Origin of the sequence: Corallococcus exercitus (assembly GCF_042231735.1) — a bacterium.
In the GTDB taxonomy this organism is placed as follows: Bacteria; Myxococcota; Myxococcia; order Myxococcales; family Myxococcaceae; genus Corallococcus; species Corallococcus exercitus_B.
In genome coordinates, this window is the sequence record NZ_CP102577.1 from 3,683,064 (window position 1) to 3,704,386 (window position 21,323).

The window sequence follows — 21,323 nt, forward strand, 5'->3', positions numbered from 1 at the left end:
ACGTCATGGAACAAGGACAGTTCGTGCAGCCACCCACCTCGACCGTCCCGCAAGAGCCCCCACCCGGCACGCAGTCCCAGGAGGTCTCGGGGCTCCTCTCCTGCGACGCGCTCAGGCGGCTGCGGAGCCGCTACAACGACAAGCCGTCGGACCCGGTGGCGGAGATCTCGCAGAAGATCATCTGGGGCATGTATTCCCAGTCCGACGATCTCCTCAAGGAGATGATGAGCGAGTTCTACAGCCCCCAGAAGTTCGCCCGGAGCCAGGACTTCGCCCAGTTCGCCCGGGACCGCGAGCAGATCGTCATCGCGCTGCTGGCGGCCCGCGTGGGCAACCGGCGGATGTACCTGGCGGTCCATTTCTACTGGGGCCTGATGGTGGGCCTGTCTCCCGCGGAGATCGCCCACCGGCTGCTGTTCGTCAGCTTCTACAGCGGCATCGACACCCTGACCTCGTCGCTGGAGACGCTCAGCGCGGTGCTGAACACGCTGCAGGACCTGGCGAACAAGGCCAAGACGGACGACGCGCTGGAGCCGCGGATCATCATGGGTGAGCTGAAGGCGTTGTTCCCCTGAGCTCCCGGCCCGGCTCACGCCGCGCGCTGTAAAAACGCCTCGCCGGCGCATGAGTCCGGGTCGAGGTCGTGCATCCAGAGCTCGGCCACCCGGTCCTCCTCGAACACGAAGACGTACAGGCCCCGGGGGGCCGGCCCCGGGCGCGGGCCCTCGGCGCGCCAGCGGACCGCCACCTTGTTGCCCTGGATGGCGCGGCGCTCCATGGCGAACTGGACGCCGGGAGCGCTCCGGAGCAGCCGGCGGACGAACCGCCGCAGGCCCTCCCGCCCGGTGCCCGACTCCGGCCGCGCGGGTCCGCGCAAGGCGACGCCGGGCGTCATCAGCGCGTCGATGAGCTCCAGCCGGCCCTGGCCCAGCACCTCGTCGAAGTAGCTGTAGACCGTGTCCACCATCCGCGCCCTCGTGGACTGCGCGCTCCGGGTGGACTCGACGTTCGCGTGGATCTCTTTGAGCATGGATTGACGCCCTCCTGATGTCTGGTTTGTCGGAGCGCCTGTCATTGCCGCGGCAGGTGCACCGTTTGACAGGCCAGATGGAAGAGCCGGCAGGTGCCCGGTGTGATGAAGCGCCGGCCTCCGTTCGCGCCCCCAGGTCCGCGTCGTCACGGCATGCCTACCCCGGCTCCATGTCAGTCCTGACACTGCGAGGAGAAGACATGCGCGTCCGCGAAGTAATCGACCGGTACTACGAGTGCATCAACGCGGGGGACTGGCGACGATGAACGCCTATGACTTCATCGTGGTGGGAGCCGGCCCGGCGGGCACGGTCATCGCCCACCGGCTGACCGAGGACCCCGAGGTCCGCGTGCTGCTCCTGGAGATGGCGGACGGCCGGACGCCCCAGGCGTACCGCAGCGAGCCCCAGATGGCCCTCCAGGGCCGGCGGATCGACGAGCCGCGCGGCACGCTGCCTGGCGGCAGTGCTTTCGCCTGGGCACACGTCCGCGGGCACCCGTCGGACTTCGACGCCTGGGCGCACCAGGGGTGCCCGGGCTGGGCCTGGCAGAGCGTGCTGCCCTACTTCCAGAGGATGGAGGACGAGGCGGGGACGAGCGCACGGTGCCACGTGGCGAGCCCCGCCTCCGGGGCCTTCATCGAGGCCTGCCAGGAATCGGGCTACCCCCTCACCCAGGACTTCAACGGGCCCCGGATGGAGGGCGCCGGCTGGCACCACCTCCACCTCAAGCAGGGCAAGCGTCACGGCGTCGACGTGGCGACCCTCCTGCTGGCGCGGGCGCGGCCCAACCTCACGCTCGTGACGGGCGCCCAGGCCACCCGGCTGCTCTTCGAGGGCTCGGACTGCATGGGCGTGGAGTACCACCACCAGGGCCGGCGCGAGAGCGCGTACGCGGTCGAGGAGGTGGTCCTCTGCGGTGGAGCCCTGGAGTCCCCCAAGCTGCTCCTGCTCTCGGGCATCGGACAGCCCGAGCGGCTCGAGCGGCTCGGCGTCCCCATGCACTCCGCCCTCCCCGGCGTGGGCGAGAACCTCCACAACCACGTCCTCACGGGAGTCGTCCGGGAGTGCACCGGACCCCAGCCCGTCCCGGCCCCCTCGTCGGGTGTCTGCGAGAGCGCCCTCTTCTGCCACTCCAGTTACGGCTGGCTCGGGCCTGACCTGCGGCTGGCGTTCCTCCACGGGCCGCCCGACAAGGCGCTCGGCCAGAAGCACCCGAACACCTTGAGCATCCTGCCGGGCGTGGTGCGGCCGCTGTCGCGCGGCTGGGTGCGCCTGGCCAGCCGTGATCCGCTTGCCAGGCCCTCCTTCAATCCCAACTACCTGGCCGTCGAGGCGGACGTCACGCGCCTGATGCGGGGCGTGGAGCTGGCCCGGGAGCTCTTCGCCACACAGGCGTTCCGCGGTCAGGTGGGCAGCGAGCTGATGCCCGGCCCCGGGGTGGGCCACCGCGCCCAGCTCAGGACCTTCGTCCAGCGCGCCGCGGACTCCGGCCAGCAGCCCGCGGGCTCCTGCCGGATGGGGCTCGACGCGATGGCCGTCGTGGACCCGGAGCTGCGCGTCTTCGGCATCGGCGGACTGCGCGTGGCGGACGCCAGCGTGATGCCGTCGCTGCCCTCCGGCGACAGCCACGCCGCGGTCGTGATGATCGCGGAGAAGTGCGCCGACCTGCTCCAGGCCGCGCACGGCCTCCGCGCCCGCACCGTCACAGCGCGCCCTCCCTGTCTCTAAAGACAGCCGCAACGCAACACCTTCCCTCACGAGAGCGCATGAACAACCTCTGTCAGACCATCACCCTTCAGGGCACCGTCACGTCGTCGCAGCCCGAGCAGCTCCGGTGCGACCTGCTGCTGCGAAGCGGCGACACCGTGACGCTCCACTTCGGCGCCGAGACGACGTTCTCGGTCCTCACCAACATCGACGGCACCTCGCATGACCGGGTGCCCGACGTTCCCGGCCAGGAGGGCGGCGAGCTGGCCCGCAAGGTGGCCCGCTACCTGCGGCCCGAGGACACCGTCTTCGTCCGGGCCATCCGGTTCGAGCACGAAGGGGAGGAGCGCTACGACGCGCGCGCCGTCACCCGCATGCACTCCGAGCCCCAGCGCTTCCTCTTCGAGGACCCGCACTGGTGGATGACCCAGACGCGGGAGATGGCCAATGCGTGGCTCGATGACCTCTTCGGTGACTCGCGCACCTACAGCGAGGACGACTTCTCCAAGCGCTACCGCACCAACCTCAACTACTACGGCGGCGCCACGGACGACACCCTCCAGGCCATGCCGACCCTCGCCCGGCTCATCTACGGACTGTCGTCGGCGTACCTGCTGACCGGCGACCACCGCTACCGGCTGGCGGCCGCCGCGGGCATCCAGTTCCAGCGCTCCTCCTTCCGCCTCCTCAGTCCGGATGGAGAGTCCTGCATCTGGGCCTTCGGCCGGCGCAAGGGCGTCAATGGCACCTTCACCCTCGTGGCCTCGGAGAACAGCGACGACGCCGGCGCCATCGCCCTGTACGAGCAGATCTACGGCCTGGCGGGGCTCGCCCAGTACTACCGCATCACCGGCGACCCCGAGGTGCTGGAGGACCTCCGCCGCACCATCCGGACGTTCAACACGCTCTTCCTCGACAGCAAGGAGGCCAACGCCGAGTTCCCCGGCTTCGACGGCTACTTCGCCCACCTCGATCCGGTCACCCTGCGGCCGGACTCGACGGCGCTCGGGCGGCTCCAGTCACGCAAGAACTGGAACTCGGTGGGCGACCACATCCCCGCCTACCTCATCAACCTCATCCTCGCCCTGGACCCGCTGCCGCAGGGCGCGGACCCGGAGGTCGCGAGCTTCCTCGACACCTGCCGGGAGATGCTCGACCGGACGACGCGGCTCATCCTGGAGAAGTTCCCGGACCCCGACTCGCTGTATGTGAATGAGCGCTTCCACGCGGACTGGACGCCCGACCACCAGTGGGGGTGGCAGCAGGACCGCGCCGTCGTGGGCCACAACTACAAGATCGCGTGGAACCTCACGCGCATCGCCTACTACCAGCTCGCCCAGGGACGGCAGGAGGAGGCAGGACGCGCGCTCGAGCTCGCCGAGCGGCTCGCCAAGGCGATGGTCGCCCACGGCGCCGACCTCATCCGGGGCGGGTGCTTCGACGCCGTGGAGCGGCACCCCACCAACGGCCAGCCCCTGGAGTTCCCCTGGGGCAGCGTGAAGGACTTCTGGCAGCAGGAGCAGGCCATCCTCGCCAACCTCATCCTCCATGGCCAGACGAAGGACCCGGAGTACCTGGATCAGGCGCGCTCCATGTCCGCGTTCTGGAACATGTTCTTCCTGGACCGGGACAACCAGAACGTCTTCTTCCGCGTCAACGAGGACGGCCTTCCCATCACGAACGGCGCGTTCGCCAACAAGGGGCAATACGCCGTCGCGGGCTACCACTCCTTCGAGCTGAACTACCTGGCTCACGTCTACACGTGCGCCTACGTCGCGCCCGCCTCCAGCTTCAGTCTGTATTTCCATCCGTCCGCCCACAGCGGCTTCCGCTCCATCAACGTGCTGCCGGACTTCGTGAAGCCCGGCTCCCTTGAAATCGCGAGCGTCTCCATCAACGGCCGCCATCGGGCCAACTTCGACCCCAACCGGTTCCAGCTCCCCCTGGAGCCCTCGGACCTGGGTTCGGAGGTCATCGTCCAGTTCCGGAGGAAGTCATGAGCTCCCAGTCCCTGAAGGGCAAGAAGATCGCCGTCCTCGTCGAAAGCCAGTACATCGCCGATGAGATCGCTCAGTACCGTGACCGGTTCGGGGAAGAGGGGGCGGAGGTCCACTTCCTCGCGAACCTGAACGGCAACCCCTTCCTGAACCTCGTGAGCGAGGTCGAGGAGGAGGGCCGCACGCCCAAGCTGCTGACCGTCACGCGCGACATCCGCAAGGCCGCCCCCGAGGACTACGCGGCCATCCTCGTGGCGGCCAACTACCCCAGCGTGCGGCTGCGCCACTTCGTCCCGCCGGACGGGCCGGATGGCAAGCCGCTGCCCATCACCCCGGAGATGGTCCGCACCTCGCCCGCCGTGCAGTTCTTCAGCCGCGCCATGCGCGACCCGGAGATCGTCAAGGGGGTGCTGTGCCACGCCCTCTGGCTGCTGACGCCCACCCCGGAGCTGCTCGCGGGGCGCAAGGTCATCTGCCACGAGGTCGTCCTGGCCGACGTCCTCAACGCCGGCGGCCACTACACCCCGGATCCGTCGGGCGTGGTGGTGGACGGGGACCTGGTGACGGGGCGCTCGTTCGCGGTCGTCTCCGAGTTCATCAAGCGCATCAAGGAGCGGCTCACCGCCCAGGAGCCGGCGGTGGCTCCGGCGCCCCCGGTCTCCGCGCCGCCTCCGCCCGGGACGGGCCGTCAGCGCAGCATCCTGGTGGTCCTCTCCAACCACGGCTACTGGGGCGAGGAGCTCGTGGGCCCGCTGGAGGTCTTCGAGCGCCAGGGGTACCGCGTCGAGTTCGCCACGCCGAACGGACAGCGCCCCGTGGCCCTGCCTCCGAGCATGGACTCGGGCTACATCGACCCGCCCCTCGGGCGCTCGGTGACGAGCCCCCAGATGGCCCTCAAGGTGGGCCTGCTGGACTCCACCGGCCCCGGGCGCAGCGAGCGCTCCCGGATGCTCGATGCGCCGATGAACCTCTCGGCGATGCTGCCCGAGCGGCCCTACTTCAGCCATCCCATGATGGTGCGCGCGCTCGAGGCCTACTACCGCGAGCGTGATGAGGCCCTCCGCGCCTTCGAGCGGTTCGACGCGCTGCTGCTGGTGGGCGGCAGCGGCCCCATCGTCGACCTGGCCAACAACCAGCGCGTGCACGACCTCATCCTCGGCTTCCTGAAGCAGGGCAAGCCCATTGCCGCCGAGTGCTACGCGGTGACCTGCCTCGCGTTCGCGCGGGAGTTGGAGGACCGGCGCAGCATCCTGCGCAACAAGCACGTGACGGGCCATTGCCTGGAGTACGACTACAAGGACGGCACCGGCTTCGTGGGCACCGACTTCAACATGGGCCCGCCGCCGTACCCGCTCGAGTACATCCTCCGCGACGCGACCGCGCCGGAGGGGCAGTACCACGGCAACTTCGGCCAGGAGCGGTCGGTCATCGTGGACTACCCGTTCGTCACGGGCCGCTCCACCCCGGACTCCACGCTGACGGGCGAGAAGCTCGTCGAGGTGCTGGAGCAGGGCCTGCGACGCTGGGGGTTCTGATGCAATCACAGACAAAAGGAAGAAACACCCTGAAGCAGAGAACCGGTTGCACCGCCCTCCTCGAGCAGCTCGCCGCGGAGGGGACCCGGTACCTGTTTGGCAATCCAGGTACGGTCGAGGAGGGCTTCCTCGATGCCATGCGCGACGTGCCGTCCATCCAATACATCCTCGGCCTCCAGGAGTCGGTGGCCGTGGCCATGGCGGATGGCCACGCGCGGGCGACGCGGCGGCCCGCCTTCGTCCAGCTCCACTCCTGCGTGGGGCTGGGCAACGGCATCGGGATGCTCTACCAGGCGAAGCGCGGCAACTCCCCGCTCGTGGTGCTCGCGGGGGAGGCCGGACTCGCCTACGACGCCATGGACGCGCAGATGGCATGCGACCTCGTCTCCATGGCCCGCCCGGTGACCAAGTGGGCCACGCGCGTCGTCGACCCGGGCTCGGTGCTGCGGGTGCTGCGGCGGGCCATCAAGATTGCCTCGACACCGCCCATGGGGCCCGTCTTCGTCGCCCTGCCCATGGACGTGCTCGACGCACCCAATGATGAGTCCGTCTTCCCGACGCCGCGGCTCGACACCCGCTCCGCGCCGGAGCCAGAGGCGGTGAAGGCGCTGGCCCACCTGCTCGCGGAAGCCGAGCAGCCGCTGCTCATCGTCGGCGATGGCGTGGCGGCCTCGGGGGCCCAGGAGGAGCTGACCCGGGTGGCCGAGCTGCTCGGCGCCGAGGTGTGGGGCGCCAACAGCTCCGAGGTGAACATGGATGCGGCCCACCCGCTGTTCCGGGGCCTGCTGGGCCACATGTTCGGCAAGGACAGCGCGGCGGTCGTCTCGCGGGCGGACGCCGTGCTCATCGCGGGCACGTACGTCTTCCCCGAGGTCTTCCCCGCCCTCTCCGGCGTCTTCCGTCCCGGTGCCAAGGTCGCTCATGTCGATCTCGACGCGTATGAGATCGCCAAGAACTTCCCGGTGGACCTGGGCCTCGTGGCGGATCCGAAGCGGACGCTCGCGGCGCTCGCGGAGGCGCTGACCTGGGTGATGACGCCTGCCCGGCGCGAGGCCGCGGAAGAGCGGCTGCGAAGCGTCCGGGAGCAACGGGAGCAGGAGCGGGCGCGGCCCTCCAGCGCCGGGACGGGCTCCGCGGGCTCCGGTGACGCGCACACGGCCATGCCCAGCCGCTTCCTGGGAGAGCTGGCGAAGCGGGTGGGTGACGAGGCCATCGTCTTCGACGAGGCGCTCACCCTCTCGCCGGAGGTGGCCCGGGCGCTGCCCGGGCGCAGGCCGGGGCACTTCTTCCAGACGCGGGGTGGCTCGCTGGGGGTGGGGATTCCCGGGGCGCTGGGGGTGAAGCTGGCCCACCCGGACAAGACCGTCATCGGCTTCACCGGGGATGGCGGGAGCATGTACACCATCCAGGCCCTCTGGACGGCGGCGCGCCACGACATCGGCGCGAAGTTCGTGGTGTGCAACAACGGGGGCTACCGGCTGCTCGACCTCAACATCCTCGAGTACTGGAAGGAGCGCGGCATCCCCGAGCACCCGTTCCCCGGCTCCTTCGACCTGGCCCGTCCGGCACTCCACTTCGTGGAGCTCGCGCGCTCGCTGGGAGTGCCCGCCGTCCGGGTGAGCACGGAGCAGGACATCGGTCCCGCGCTCGACCTGGCCCTGTCGGCCTCGGGCCCGTTCCTCATCGACTGGGTGCTCCCCCACGCGCCCCTGGACCCGACCGCGGACCGCCGCTGCGGCCAGTGAGCGCGCGGCCCGATAGCCGGTAAAGAGAGACGGGCGGTGCGCAATCCCATGCGCACCGCCCGTCTTGTCAGGCCTCCACGACAAAGGCATCCACGACGGCCCACCCCGGCTTCTCCGGCGGTGGGCCGTCGCTCTTGAGCAGGGTACCGGGTGCCGCGAATGCTCCCGATGGCCGGTCCTGACGAGCAGCTCGCAGGCGAGATGAAGAAAGGGCCAGGACCGGGTCTCCCCGGTCCTGGCCCCTGTCATTTCAGCTCAGCGAGACAGCCGCTGGAAGACGTCAGCTCAGCGAGACAGCCGCTGGAAGACGACGAGGCCCCGCGCGGGGAGGACGACCCGCAGCGCGTCTCCCGACGCAAGGAGCGTCGCCCCGAAGTTGCCGACGTTGCCCCCTCCATACCGCTCAGCGTCGCTGTTGAAGACCTCCGTCCAGGCGCTCGCGCCGAGCCGGGGGCTCACGAGCTCATAGCCCAGGGAGAACGGCGCGTCGTTGAGGCTCGCGACCACGAGGAACTCCTCCGCCCCGCTCCAGCGGCGGAACGCGAGGACGCGGTTGGCGTCGTGCACGGTGAGGACCTCCAGGTCGCGCGACCGCAGCGCCGCCTGGCCCAACCGCAGGCGGATGAGCTCCTGGTAGTACCGGAAGAGGTGCTGTCCCCTGCCCTCGCGCAGCCCCAGGAGGTCCTCCCGCCGGCTCACGAAGGTGTCGTACCGGTAGTCCTGGGCGGCGCCGACCTCCTCCCCCATGAGGAACATGGGCGTGCCCGCCGCGAGCACGGAGAGGCCGAAGACGGTCCGGCAGCGCGCCTCCGCGGCCCGGAGCACGTCCCCCTGGAGCTCCGCCCCGTTGGCGGCGACGACGAGCGTCCGCCGCGTCCCCTCCCCGTTGCCGGCCTCGTCGTGGGACTCGTGGTAGACGACCTTCTGCTGCCCCGTCCGCGCCAGCACGCTGGCGAAGGTGCCCATGGCCAGCGGGCCGTTCCCGCCCTGGCCAGAGGTCCAGAGCAGCTTGGCGAACTCCATCCCCCGCGTCGGACCGCCGATGAGGTGGTGGTAGAAGTCGGCGTACCACGCGGCGTCGAAGCCCAGGCCGCCCTCCGGCACCGGGGTGGTCACCGCGTTCCAGCCGGAGTGGTCCTCCGCCATGAGCATCACCCCCGGGCGGAGGAGCCGCAGGGTGCGGCACCACTCCCGGAGGAACCGCGCCCCGGCGATGTTCGTCCGGGAGGCCGGCTGCCCGTTGGCGTGGAGGACGTTGTAGCTGTGGATGCACGTCGTCTGGTCCACGCGGAACCCGTCGATGTGGAACTCCTCCATCAGGGAGACGGCGCTGCTGGTGAAGAGCGCGCGGACCATCTCCTCGTGGAAGCGGGGCGCGTACCCCGTCGACTGGTTGTCGATGTACCCGCCGTGCCCTGGCGCGGCCGCCGCCCCGGGCTGCGCCGCCGCCCGCTCGTAGTCGGGGTAGTGCTCGGGGCGGCCCTCGTACCAGTAGTAGAGGTTGTCCGGGTGCGCGCTGGAGTCATACATCCACTGCGCCCGGTCGGCGTCCGGGTGGTAGTGGTTGTAGACGACGTCCATGATGACAGCGATTCCGCGGCGGTGGCACTCGCGCACGAAGTGCTTGAGCTGGTCGCGCCCGCCGCCCGCGTACTCAATCGCGAAGTAGTGCGTGGTGGCGTAACCCCAGTTGGGCAGGCCGCCGAACTCGGACATCGGGAGCAGCTCGACGGCGTTGACGCCGAGCGACTCCAGGTGGTCCAGCAGCGCCATCGCGTCCGCCAGGGTGCCCGCCCCGTCCTTGCCGAAGCCGAGCGCTCCGACGTGCAGCTCGTAGAGGACCAGGTCCTCCACGCGCGTGGGCACGGGCCGCCCGGGGCGGAACTCGTCGCGCCAGAACTCCTCCTCCGGGAGGAACTCCTGCTCGGGCCAGCGCGGCTCGGAGAAGTGCTTCGTCACCTGGTCGGGGTCCGCCACCACGGAGCAGCTCGCGGTGGCATTCACCTCCAGCCGGCTTCCCAGGTGGGGCTTGCCCCGGGGATTGGAGGTCCCCCGTCCCAGCTGGCAGCGCGAGTAGAGGTCGGTCCTGTAGACGACCTGTCCGTCCGCCCGGGTGACCCTGAACATGTAGGGCTGGAAACGCAGCCGCTCGAACTCCAGCGCGCCAGGGCCCTCGGAGGCCGTCTCCCAGACGCCGCCTTCCTGGCGGACCATGGGCAGCACCGGGAGCGAGGGCGACAGGCCCGTCCCGTCATCGGCGATGTACCCGCCCTCCTGCGTGCCGAACACCACCTCGACCTGTCTTGCATTGGGAGCCCAGACAGCGAAGCGCGCCAGCGGCCGGGCTGCTCCCGGGGCGAAGTGCTTCTGGGCGCCCAGGCGGCGGCCCTGCGTGAGGTAGTAGCGCTCGCACGAGGGCTCGGAGCGGAGCACGAAGCCACGGACCGGATCGGGCGCGATGGGATCACGGATCTCGGCCGGGATGCCCCACTGGTTGTCCCCACCGGGCCCGTCCACGATGACGCCCCACAGGAAGCACCTTCCCACCTCGGCGCTGTCGAAGGAGACGGTGGCGCGGAAGCAGGGGCAGCCATCCTCCGCGAGGGCTGGCTCCATGCGGACGACCGACCAGGTGCCGGAGGGGCGTCCCTGCGCGTCCCAGCTGCCGGTGAGGCGGACATTTCGAAAGACTTCTCGTTTCACTCCCGTGCGGTATTCGAATTGGACGGAGATGGGCATGCGGATTCCATTGGCTGGAGGAAGGTGTGGCAGAGCCATGGATCGGCTGTCCCGGAGGCGTGACGGCGCCCCGCCGCGCCGGGGCCCTGCGTCCATCACGTCGCCCGCCTCGAAGCTCTATGGAGGCCACCCGGAGGTGACTGGTGCATCCACGAGCAGAGACCCCGCTTCCTGCCCTCTCCAAGCGCCCCACGCTCCGCTCCATCGAGAGCGAGCAGCACGAGCGCAGGGCCACCTGGACCGAGCTCTTCTTCGACGTGGTGTATGTCGTGGCCATCGCGCGGGTCGCGCATGAGCTGAAGCAGGACCCGACGATTCCGGGCGCCCTCGCGTTCGCGGGCCTCTTCGTCCCCGTGTGGTGGTCATGGATTGGCGTCACCATCTACGCGGACCGGTTTGACTCGGATGACACCGCCGACCGGATGCTGCTCGCCCTCCAGATGCTGGGGGTGGCGGCGCTCGCCGTGCAGATCCACGACGGGGTGGGCGTCAACGCGCCCGGCCTGGCGCTGGCCTACTGCGGGCTGCGGCTGCTGCTCATCCTCTTCTACACGCGAGCCTGGCGGCACATCCCGGAGGCCCGGCCCCTGGTGGCCCGGTACATGGCGGGCTTCTCGCTCGCGCTGCTGCCGTGGCTCGCTTCGGTCTTCGTCCCGCCCCCGCTGCGCTTCGGCCTCTGGGCGGCCGGCATCGCCATCGACCTGCTCACGCCGCTGACCGCCCGTCCCCTGCAGGGGGCGCTGCCGCTGAGCTCCTCGCACCTGCCCGAGCGCTTTGGCCTTTTCATCATCATCGTGCTGGGCGAGTCGGTGGCCGCGGTGGTGGGCGGCGTGGCCGGGCAGCACTGGGCCGCCACCTCCGTGCTGACCGCCGTGCTGTCCTTCGCCTTCGCCTTCGCGATGGGGTGGCTCTATTTCGACAATGTGAAGTACGCCACCGTCAACCGGGGGCGGCGCTCGGCGCATGCCTGGGTTTACATCCACCTGCTCCTGACGATGGGCCTGACGGCGAGCGGAGCGGGCGCGGAGATGCTCATCGCCACCCCACCCGGCGAGCCCGTCAGCGCCGCTGCGCGGTGGCTCTTCTGTGCCGCCACCGCCAGCTGCTTCGCCGCGTTCGCGGTCATCCTGCGCACCACGGCATGCCCGCACGACCCGAGTCCGCGGCGCGCCCTCCAGCCCGGGATGCTGCTGGCGGCCTCGGGCATGATGATGCTCGTCGGCTTCGGCGGTGAATCCCTGCCCCCCTTCCTGCTGACCGGGAGCGCGGGCGCGCTGGCCGCCCTCCAGCTCGTCGCGCACCACCAGGGGCGAGCGCACGCACGGCGGAGCCAGGGATGAGCAGGGGCCTTCCGCTAGGCGTGGGTGTCCGAGAGGGCGATGAGCCCTTCCTCGATGGCCAGGGCGCGCAGCTGGGTCTTGAGCCGCTGGAACTGCTGGCGCAGCGCCGCCGCCTTGCGGGCCTGCTGCTCGCTCGTCATCGACTCGTCCGAGTCCGACATCGCGCGCACCACCTCCGGCCAGGAGAGCTTCTGGTCCACCCGGAGCACCAGCAGCTTCTGCTGCTCGGGGTCCAGCCGCTCGCAAAGAGAGCGGAAGCGGTCCTTGACGGTGCTGCGCAGCCAGGGGCGCGTGGTGGAGCGCCGCGGCGCGGAGCGCGCGGAGACGGCGGACAGGCTGACGTGCCGGTGCCGCACGGCGGGCGCGTTCAGCACCTTGAAGCAGACGTTTCGCGCGATGCGTTGCGACCAGGTCCGGAAGGAGCTCTCCCACCGGAACTCCGGCAGCCCCTTCAGGAGGCACTCACAGAAAAGGCTGAAGGCCTCCTGGGCCTGGGCCTCGTCCCGAAGGACCGCGCCCATGAGCCGGCGCAGCTCCGGCCCGTAGGCGTTCAGCGCCTGTTCGACGGCGCGGTTGTACTCGCCTCGAGCACAGAGCGCCTGCAGGTCGTCTTCCAATCTTCTTCTTTCCTCGAGTTGCACGCCAGGTCTCCTTCTTCTCGCAATCTCTCCCGAGAAGATGGAGATGGAGTGCCGGACCCGCCGTTGTGACGCGTCCCGGGTCCCCCTTGAGTTTCGCGGGCTCGGCGGCCATCACAGCGAGGACGTCCGGGGTCTACTGAGAGAGAGGGATGGAACGCGGTTCGGGCCATCACCTCAAGAAAGGAAGACCCGCCATGAGCACCATTCTCCTCGTTGACGATGAAGTCGAACTCCTCGAGCTCTATTCCGACGTTCTCGAGTCGATGGGCCACAATGTCCTTCGAGCGGGCGACGGCCTGGAGGCCTTGGAGGTGGCCCGGCGGCGGCATCCGGACCTGGTGGTGACGGACCGGATGATGCCGCGCATGAACGGCGTGGAGCTGTGTGGCGCGCTCGTCCAGGAAGAGGCACTCCGGGGCCTCCTCATCATCATGCACAGCTCCTCCGGCAATCCCCACGCGCCGGGCGTGGTGGCCTTCCTGGACAAGTCTGGCGATCTGGACCAGTTCGAGAAGGTGGTGACGCGGACGCTGGACACCGCGCGGAGGAAGTCGCGGCAGGCCTGTCCCCCTGCGGCGGCCCGGCAGCAGTCGCACCGGCCATCCCAGTCGCGCTCGGCCGTCCGCCTGTTTCTCCGGCCTCCGGACGGTGGGACCCGGAGACAGCCTGGGTACGCCCTTCCGCCATGAACGCTCACCCCCTCCAGCGCCAGTGCCCCGCGGTCCGACCTGGCCCGAGGTGCCGCAAGGCGGCTTCTGCTATGACGCTGCCTCAATGATTCGCAACCTGTTGATGGCTGTCGTCCTGGTGCCCACGGCGTCGCTCGCGTTCCCTGTCGCCGAGGAGCCGGGCTCCAGTGCCACCAGCGATGTCCCCACCCTCCAGGAGTCCCGGCCAGCGGACACGGCCGCGGACACGCCAGGCGCCGGCGAGCCGCCCGTGGAGGCCGTGACACCACCGGCTCCGGAGCGCCCGGTGCGCTCCTTCGCGGAGGCGAAGGAACAGTACGAGCTGCGGCACATCGGCTTCGACGACTACGTCGCGACGGCGGTGAGCCCCTGGGCGGCGGGAAATGGCGGCTGGTCGATGAGTCCCCCGAGGACGCTCGCCCGTTGGACCCTCCCCTACGAGGGGAAGCACAAGAAGCCGCTGGAGGGCGTGGCGTTCTACGAGAAGCTGGGCCGGGCGGACCTGGTGGCCCAATACCAGTCCAACATGCGCAAGAAGGTCATCCTCGGGGTCGCGGGCGGAGCGACGATGGCGGCGGGGCTGGGTCTGATCCTCGGGGTGCTGGGACCCAAGGACGAGGACTGCGATCTCAACCGGCCCGGCTTCAGCGCGTGTGTCGGGCGCAACCTGGATCGCGGCGACAAGCGGCTCACGCTGAGCCTGGCCGGCATGGGCGTCGGACTGGTGGGCGTGGGCGTCCTCACCTATGGCGTGTGGCTCACCCCGCATCCCGTCGCGCCCCACCAGGCGCGAGAGCTCGCGGACGGCTACAACCAGCAGCTCCAGGGGGAGCTGGGCCTGTCGGAGGACCCCGCCCGCACGCCCCAGCCGCGGAAGGTGCCGGGCGTCATCCAGGCGCGCCTGTCCCCCACGGTGGGTCCGGACGGAGGCGGTCTGCGATTGCACGGCGTGTTCTGAGCACACACGCCGTACGGGTCCATGCCGGCAATGACTAGCGTGACGCGGAAGGCGCCGTGTCCTCACCCAGCAGCAACTGGCGGACGATGGGCACGGGCGGGTAGCCGTGGGAGACCACCGCGTCGTGGAAGCGCTGGAGGCTGAAGTCCTTGCCCCACTTCACCTTCGCGTCCTCGCGCAACTCCATCAGCATCTTCTTGCCCAGCGCATACACCAGGTACGTCGGATCCGACGTGCCACGGCGCGCCTCGCGCTCCGCGTTGATGCGCGTCATGTAGGCCTCTTTCTCGAAGAGGCTCACGGCCTGGTCGTACGTCATCCCGCGCGTGTGCAATGACAGACCCGCCACGTAGCGCGCCAGCCGCTGGAGGTAGAGCGCCAGCTGGTTCAGCCGCAGCTTGTCCGCCTGGGGCCCCGTGCCGCCGTAGCCCTCGTCCAGCATCATCTGCTCGGTGTACAGGCCCCAGCCTTCACTGAAGGAGCCTGAACCCAGCAGCTTGCGCACCTTGGACTGGATGCGATTGGTCCACAGGAACTGCACGTAGTGTCCCGGGTACGCCTCGTGGATGGAGACGATGGGCAGCGCGTAGCGGTTGTAGAAGCTCATGTGCTGCGTCGTCTGCTCCGCGCTCCACGCCGGGTCCGGCGGCGTCACGTAGTAGTACGCCTCCGTCGCCTTCGTCTCGAACGGGCCGGGCGTGCTCATGCTCGCGAAGGACAGCGCGCGGCTGAACACCGGCGTCTCCGCCACCTTCGCGCGCACCTCGCTGGGCACGGTGATGATGCGGCGGTCGATGAGGAACTGGCGGATGTCTTCCAGCGTCGCCGTCGTGGTGGACACCAGCGCCGCCCCCGTCGGGTGGTCCTTCCCCAGCTCGCGGTACACGTCCATGGCGGGCTTGCCCGGGGCAATCCGTCCCGCCACCTCGCGGAACTGGTCCTGCGTGCGCTTCATCTCCGCGCGCCCCCAGGCCAGCAGCGAGTCGATGCTCTCCGTGACGCCTTCCTCGTACTGGAGCTTCTGGCGGTACGTCTCCTCGCCAATGGCGAAGTCCCCGTTCGAGCGGGGCAGCAGGTCGTTCTTCAGGAAGCGGATGTAGCCGTCAATGGCCTCCAGGCAGCGCGCCTGCTCCTTCTTGAAGGCCTCCTGGAGCGCGGCGTCCTGCACCGGCGCGAAGGCCTGCGGCAGCGTCTGCGCGTAGAGCGAGCGCGTGCCCTTCACCTGCTCCAGGGCGATCTCCGTCCACAGCTTCGGCGGGTTCTGGAGGTTCGCCGGCGCTGCCGCGAAGACCTCCGGCACCAGCGCCATGCGCTTCACCGCCGAGCGCATCCGCTCCTCCAGCGGCGCGAAGTCGCGGTTGATGAGCTGGTAGACGGCATTGGACGCGAAGCCCAGATAGGCGTTCGGGTTGCGCTCCCACGAGCGCACCGTCTCCAGGTCCAGGATGCGCGCCCGGAAGTGGTTCTCCAGCATGTCGTAGTCGGCCCGGTCCCCGGGAGGCAGCGCGGAGCGGTCCACCGCCTTGGGCAGCGCCGCGAGCCGGTCCTTCAGGAACGCCAGGTGCGACGCCCGCTCCTCGGGCCGGAAGCCGCGCAGCTCCCCGTCGTACGTGTGGACACCGGCGGACGTGGCGGACATGGGCGAGCGGCGGAAGTGCTCCTCGAAGTACGCATCCACGAAGCCGCGCAGCGCTACCTGCGCGGGGGACACCGCGGGCGCGGCGGCCTGCGCGGCCTGCGACTCCGCCTGGACCGGTGGACGTGACGAGGTGCAGCCAGGGGACAGCAGCAGCAACGCGGCGAGGACGCTGGGGGTTCGCAGTGCGGTCATGGGTCCTTGGGGGAAGGAGACACGGTGTTGGCCCCGGCCGGGGCCTGCTTGATGAAGTCGATGAACGCCCGCAGCGGCGCGGGCACCAGACGCCTTCCAGGGTAATAGAGGAACGGTCCGGAGAAGCGCTGCCACCAGGGTTCGAGGACGGGCTCCAGCGCGCCGCGCTCCAGGTGCGGCCGCAGCCAGTCCTCGAAGAGGTACACGATGCCGGTCCCCGCGATCGCCGCGTCGACCGCGAGGTCCGTCGCCCCACCCACGCCCACGATCAACGGCCCCGTCGGTTCGACGCGCACCGCCTCGCCGTCGCGCTCGAACTCCCAGAGCGTCATGGCGCCGCTCGAAAAGCGGCCGCGCACGCAGGCATGCTGGAGCAGCTCCTGGGGATGTTCCGGCCGGCCATGCCGCGCCAGGTACGCCGGGGAGGCGGCGGCGGCGAAGCGCTGGGTGCGCGGCCCGATGGGCACCGCGATCATGTCCTGCTCCAGCCGTTCGTCGTAGCGGATGCCGGCATCACATCCTGCCTCGAGCACGTCGACGAAGCTCTCCTCGGAGATGATCTCCACGAGGATGTCGGGATAGGCCGCGAGGAACGGCGGGAGGATGCTCGGGAGGACCAGCCGCGACACGCTGACCGGCACGTTGAGCCGCAGGGTCCCCGCGGGCTTGCCTCGAAAGCCGTTCACCACGTCGAGCGCGGCCTCCATTTCGCTCAACACCGGCCCCAGCCGTGCCAGCAGCCCCTCCCCGGCCTCGGTGGGGACCACGCTGCGGGTCGTCCGGTTGAGGAGCCTGACCCCCAGTTGCTCCTCCAGCCGGCGGACCGCATCACTGAGGGAGGACGCACCGCGTCCACTGATCCGCGCGCCATCCCGGAAGCTCCGGGCCCGCGCCACCACCACGAAGGCGTTCAAGTCACCCAGGTCGACCTTCACTGTCCGCCGCTCCGCACGACCTGTACGGGCCGTGCCCTGTTATCGGGAGAGCCCACAGGGGCTATTCCTACCTCATCATCAAAGGAGATGGAGCATGCCCGGTTTCAACCTGTCCAACAGCTTCCCCCTCGGTGACCGTCCCGTGAAGCGGCTCGGCTATGGCGCGATGCAGCTCTCGGGGCCCGGCATCTTCGGTCCGCCCAGGGACCCCGCCGCGGCGCTGGCCGTGCTGCGCGAGGCCGTGGCTCACGGGGTCAACCACATCGACACCAGCGACTTCTACGGCCCGCACGTCACCAACCGGCTGATCCGGGAAGCGCTCGCGCCCTACCCCGGCGACCTCCTCATCGTCACCAAGATTGGCGCGCGGCGCGGCGAGGACGCGTCCTGGATCCCGGACTACTCGCCGGAGGCGTTGAAGCAGGCCGTGCACGACAACCTGCGCAACCTGGGGCTCGACGTGCTGGACGTGGTCAACCTGCGGATCATGTTCGCCCCGCTAGGCCCCGCGGAAGGCTCCATCGAGGCGCCGCTGACCGTCCTGGCGGAGCTTCAGCGGCAGGGCCTGGTGCGGCACATCGGGCTCAGCAACGTCACGCCCACGCAGCTCGAGGAAGGACGCCGGATGGTCCGGGTCGTCTGCGTGCAGAACCACTACAACCTGGCGCACCGGGACGATGACGCGCTCATCGACGCGCTGGCGCGCGACGGCATCCCCTACGTGCCGTTCTTCCCGCTGGGTGGCTTCAGCCCGCTCCAGTCCTCCACCCTGTCCGCCGTCGCGGAGCGCCTGGGCGCCACGCCCATGCAGGTCGCGCTCGCGTGGCTGCTCAACCGCTCGCCCAACATCCTGCTGATTCCCGGCACGTCCTCTGTCGCGCACCTGCGCGAGAACCTGGCCGCGGCCGACCTCAAGCTGCCGCAGGACGCCCTCCGGGAGCTGGACACCATCGGGTCACCGGTCACGCCTGAGCTGCGTTTCACAGAGAACGAAGCCCACCCGCACTAGCGAAGGCGGAGGATGAGCTTCGCGAGCCCCAGGACGAGCTCGTCCCCATCCGAAATCCTGACACGGCCCGAGAGAGGCTTCTGGTTGAGCCAGGAGCCCCGGGCCGAGCCCTGGTCCTCGACGGTCCACCCGTCGGCTTCGCGCTGAAGCAGCGCGTGCCGGGGAGAGAGGCTGGCGGAGTCCGGCTGGAAATCACAGACACGGCTCCGGCCAATGAGGAAGGAGGTGCCCGTCACGGGGACCTCCTCGCCCTTCTCGGTGAGGAGCACCAGCTGCGGCGGCGCGGTCGGCTGCGGTTCACTCATGAGGCTTGAGCCTACCGGCACGGGAGCACGTCTTCCTACCGCTCTTCCCGGCCTCCGGCTCGTGGAGCCCCACGCTGACCCTGTGCGGTCTGGCCCAGGACCTGACGGACCGAGCACGGGGCTAACCGCCAGAACCTCCCGCAGCGCCGCGCGCAAGCGGAGTCAGATAGCGCGGCTCGACCGTGGGTCCCGCCACGTCCTGCATCTTCTTGCCCGCGAGGGCCATCACCGCGCCCAGGAGCGTGAACATCAGGTGCAGCACGCCGAGCGGCTTGAGCACCATCTGCCCGGCTCGCGTCTGTCCGGCCTGGACCCGGTCCACCTCGGGCTGGCGCTCGTCCTGGATCCGCTGGAAGAGCGCCGCGTCCAGCGGCCGGTCCTCCCGGAGGGCATCCAGCAGGTGGTTGGCCGCGACGAACGTGTCCTTGATGGCCAGGTTCAGGCCCTGCCCGCCCGACGGGGACATGGTGTGCGCCGCGTCTCCCAGGAAGAGGACGCCCGGTGCGTGCCAGCGCTTCACCCGGTCCACGAGGATCCTCAACACCTGCCACTCGGTGTGCTCATCGAGCTTGCGCTCGATGTGGGGCCGGAGCGCTTCCGGCACCGTGGGCAGCAGCCGGCGGCGCAGCTCCGGGAGGTCCTTGCGCAGCCCGTTGAGGTCACCCGGCTCGCTGTAGGCGACGTGCAGCCGGTGACGCGTGGAGGGCTGGAAGACGACCACCAGGCCCCTGCCGAACATGTGGACCTGGAGCGACGTGGGCAGCGTCTCCGGTGCGTCGGCGAGGTCGAAGCGCAGCCAGAGCGCATCGGCCGTCGTCTCGAACTGCTCGGTCTCCAGGCCGCAGGACTTGCGCAGGTGGCTGTTGCGCCCGTTGCACACGATGAAGAGGTCCCCGTCGACGCGCTCCTCCACGCCGTCGCGGCGGGTCCTCAGCGCGACCACGCGTCCGTCCTCCTGCACGGCGTCCAACACCGTGGTGCCGAAGTCCAGGCGGTAGTGCGGGTGACGCATGCACTGCTCATGCAACAGCGCGAGCATTCCAGGCTGAGACACCACGGCCCCGCGCTCCCGGGGGCCCGGCACGCGGACCGTGCGGCGCTTGCCCACGTACATGACCCGCTCGATGTCCGGCAGGGCCTGCCCCCGCGCGCGCAGCGCGGCGAAGAGCCCCGCCCGCTCCAACGCTTCGACGACCGGGGCTTGCAGGAGCTCCCCGCGGAACTCGCGCTCGAAGTCCGGGTGGCGCTCCAGGACGCGGACCGGAACGCCGTTCGTGACGAGCTGATACGCGAGGACCATTCCGGCGGGACCACCGCCGACGATGACGATGCGAGGAGGCTTCATGGCCGCCCTTCTACCGGACTCCCTCCGCTTCGCCTGCGGTCTTGTTCAAAACGCCGGAGCCGGGCCGCCAGCACGTCCTGCGCGTGCCACGCCCACGCACGCGCGGCGAAGGACTACTTGTCCTTGTTCTTGAGACGCTCGGCGTCCGCCTCTTCGTACATGGTGATCAGCGCCTTGGCGGCCCCGGACGGATCGGTCCCGAGATAGGCATACATGCCTTGCAGCGCCTCCAGCAGGGAGTGGCGATCCGGCGTGAAGACGCCGCCCCGGATCCACGAGTCATCGTTCAGGTACTTGTCGAGCCAGTGCAGGGCCACGCTGTAGCCGACGAACATCTTCTCGTCTTCGTCCAGCTTGAGGTACTCACAGAACTTGAGCACCTTCATGATGGTCGCGGAGGCCCCGAACATCGTCGTCGGCGCGTAGTAGTCCTGGTCTTGATACCTGACGACCGCGTGCCGATCCCACGGGGAGACCCGCCGAAGGACGCTGTGGATGAAGTCGGCGAACCCCGTCGGGAACTTCAGGGTCGTGGCGAACTGGCCAAGCTTCCACGTGAAGCGAGACAGCTCCGCATCCGTCTTGGCCAGCATGCGGGGCTCTTCCCTGCCCTCGTGCTTGAAGAAGGACTTGATGTCGCCCTTGTACGACTCGGCGCAGATGACGAAGGTGCCGCCGAGCAGGCAGATGGCCTGGTTGGACCAGGCCATCTCCTGTCCCAGGCTCTTCTGCAACAGCGTGAAGGCCTGTTTGGGCGTGTGGCGCAGCTGGGTGGGGTCGAACACCGCCAGCGTGCCGCTGTAGGGATGGAAGCCGGACTTCGGATTGTCCTTGAGCTCTTTCTCAAGCGCCGTGTAGGCCTTCGTGAGCGCCTGGTTTGTCTTTTCAACCGACTTCTTGAGCGTGGCGTCCAGCGCGATCTTGTCCCAGGTCCACTTGCGGATGACGTGCTTCGCGGTACCGGGCCACGGAATCACGTCCCACTGGTTGCGCATGTCGTATTTGTCGACATCCGACTTGAGACTGAGCGCGCCCGCCTCCGACTCCGACAGCCTTCCGTAAAAGCCCCTGTATCGGATTGAGTAGTAATTGTAGAGAAAGAAGAGCCCCAGGAGCAGGAGGCCGCCAGCGCCGGGAATGCCTGAGAGCCAGGCCATGACGATCAGGAGGAAGAACTTGAACACGCGTGCGCGCCGCCTTGCTTGCTGGAAGACCCTCTGCCCAGCGGGTCATGAACCCACGGGTGTTGACGTGCGTCAATTCCCCTGGGGGTTGGCGATGCGCCCGGGGCCCCGCCGGTAGGACCGGGCCACGGGGGGAGGAGGCCCGGTCCATCAACACACGGTTTGATTCATCCGCGTGGATTGTCGCCACGAAGCGGGCAGCGCCTTCGTTCAGGGGAGACATGGCCGATAACGTGAGACAGCTCACGCCGGGCCGGACGGCCCCGGGCATGCGTCCACCCGCGAAGGAGTCCAAGGGATGCGCAGTCATTCGACAGGGTTCGTGAGCAGGC

Annotated in this window: 17 protein-coding genes; 9 read left to right on the top strand and 8 right to left on the bottom strand. The window is 69.5% G+C overall.

Annotation, left to right across the window (positions count from 1 at the left end; all coding sequences use genetic code 11):
- Positions 1–5 precede the first annotated feature (5 nt).
- The gene (locus tag NR792_RS14175) at positions 6–575 is read left to right on the top strand and encodes a carboxymuconolactone decarboxylase family protein (RefSeq protein WP_375760569.1); all 570 of its coding nucleotides are present in this window, start codon (positions 6–8) and stop codon (positions 573–575) included.
- Positions 576–589: 14 nt separating this feature from the next.
- On the opposite strand, the gene NR792_RS14180 is transcribed toward NR792_RS14175, so the two are convergent.
- Positions 590–1,030, bottom strand: coding sequence for a nuclear transport factor 2 family protein (locus NR792_RS14180; RefSeq protein ID WP_375760570.1), 441 nt, complete (start codon positions 1,028–1,030; stop codon positions 590–592).
- Positions 1,031–1,292: 262 nt separating this feature from the next.
- Here NR792_RS14180 and NR792_RS14185 point away from each other — a divergent pair, with 262 nt between their 5' ends.
- From NR792_RS14185 to NR792_RS14200, 4 genes are read left to right on the top strand one after another with little or no spacing between them, the layout of a single operon-like run.
- Positions 1,293–2,759 (top strand): GMC family oxidoreductase, encoded by a 1,467-nt coding sequence (locus NR792_RS14185; RefSeq protein WP_375760571.1) that lies wholly within the window; start codon positions 1,293–1,295, stop codon positions 2,757–2,759.
- Positions 2,760–2,797: 38 nt separating this feature from the next.
- Entirely contained in the window at positions 2,798–4,738 is a 1,941-nt protein-coding gene (locus NR792_RS14190) for an AGE family epimerase/isomerase (RefSeq protein WP_375760572.1), read from the top strand.
- Positions 4,735–6,270, top strand: coding sequence for a DJ-1/PfpI family protein (locus tag NR792_RS14195; protein ID WP_375760573.1), 1,536 nt, complete (start codon positions 4,735–4,737; stop codon positions 6,268–6,270). Before NR792_RS14190 ends, NR792_RS14195 begins: the two co-directional genes overlap by 4 nt.
- Positions 6,270–8,015: a thiamine pyrophosphate-binding protein gene (locus NR792_RS14200; RefSeq protein WP_375760574.1), complete on the top strand. Its 1,746-nt coding sequence runs from the start codon at positions 6,270–6,272 to the stop codon at positions 8,013–8,015. Before NR792_RS14195 ends, NR792_RS14200 begins: the two co-directional genes overlap by 1 nt.
- Before the next feature lie 285 nt (positions 8,016–8,300).
- Here NR792_RS14200 and NR792_RS14205 read toward each other — a convergent pair whose 3' ends face one another.
- Entirely contained in the window at positions 8,301–10,754 is a 2,454-nt protein-coding gene (locus NR792_RS14205) for an alpha-amylase family glycosyl hydrolase (RefSeq protein WP_375760575.1), read from the bottom strand.
- A 143-nt stretch (positions 10,755–10,897) separates the two neighbouring features.
- On the opposite strand from NR792_RS14205, the gene NR792_RS14210 reads away from it, so the two are divergent.
- On the top strand, positions 10,898–12,094 hold the full coding sequence (locus NR792_RS14210) for a low temperature requirement protein A (RefSeq protein ID WP_375760576.1): 1,197 nt from the start codon (positions 10,898–10,900) through the stop codon (positions 12,092–12,094).
- A gap of 14 nt (positions 12,095–12,108) precedes the next feature.
- Here the strand turns inward: NR792_RS14210 and NR792_RS14215 are convergent, their stop codons facing one another.
- A complete protein-coding gene (locus NR792_RS14215) occupies positions 12,109–12,711 on the bottom strand; it encodes an RNA polymerase sigma factor (protein WP_375760577.1) in 603 nt (200 codons plus the stop codon).
- A 218-nt stretch (positions 12,712–12,929) separates the two neighbouring features.
- On the opposite strand from NR792_RS14215, the gene NR792_RS14220 reads away from it, so the two are divergent.
- Positions 12,930–13,424 (top strand): response regulator, encoded by a 495-nt coding sequence (locus tag NR792_RS14220; protein WP_375760578.1) that lies wholly within the window; start codon positions 12,930–12,932, stop codon positions 13,422–13,424.
- A gap of 85 nt (positions 13,425–13,509) precedes the next feature.
- Positions 13,510–14,382, top strand: coding sequence for a hypothetical protein (locus NR792_RS14225; RefSeq protein ID WP_375760579.1), 873 nt, complete (start codon positions 13,510–13,512; stop codon positions 14,380–14,382).
- Positions 14,383–14,416: 34 nt separating this feature from the next.
- On the opposite strand, the gene NR792_RS14230 is transcribed toward NR792_RS14225, so the two are convergent.
- Positions 14,417–16,213 (bottom strand): DUF885 domain-containing protein, encoded by a 1,797-nt coding sequence (locus NR792_RS14230; RefSeq protein WP_375760580.1) that lies wholly within the window; start codon positions 16,211–16,213, stop codon positions 14,417–14,419.
- Entirely contained in the window at positions 16,210–17,148 is a 939-nt protein-coding gene (locus NR792_RS14235; protein ID WP_375760581.1) for a LysR family transcriptional regulator, read from the bottom strand. The genes NR792_RS14230 and NR792_RS14235 overlap by 4 nt, the downstream gene beginning before the upstream one ends.
- 94 nt (positions 17,149–17,242) lie before the next feature.
- On the opposite strand from NR792_RS14235, the gene NR792_RS14240 reads away from it, so the two are divergent.
- Positions 17,243–18,157, top strand: coding sequence for an aldo/keto reductase family oxidoreductase (locus tag NR792_RS14240; RefSeq protein WP_375760582.1), 915 nt, complete (start codon positions 17,243–17,245; stop codon positions 18,155–18,157).
- On the opposite strand, the gene NR792_RS14245 is transcribed toward NR792_RS14240, so the two are convergent.
- The 3 genes from NR792_RS14245 to NR792_RS14255 form a co-directional block, all read right to left on the bottom strand.
- Positions 18,154–18,462: an FHA domain-containing protein gene (locus tag NR792_RS14245; RefSeq protein ID WP_375760583.1), complete on the bottom strand. Its 309-nt coding sequence runs from the start codon at positions 18,460–18,462 to the stop codon at positions 18,154–18,156. The genes NR792_RS14240 and NR792_RS14245 overlap by 4 nt on opposite strands.
- A gap of 121 nt (positions 18,463–18,583) precedes the next feature.
- A complete protein-coding gene (locus NR792_RS14250; RefSeq protein WP_375760584.1) occupies positions 18,584–19,807 on the bottom strand; it encodes an FAD-dependent monooxygenase in 1,224 nt (407 codons plus the stop codon).
- 113 nt (positions 19,808–19,920) lie between these two features.
- Positions 19,921–20,991, bottom strand: coding sequence for a hypothetical protein (locus NR792_RS14255; RefSeq protein ID WP_375760585.1), 1,071 nt, complete (start codon positions 20,989–20,991; stop codon positions 19,921–19,923).
- Positions 20,992–21,323: the final 332 nt, after the last annotated feature.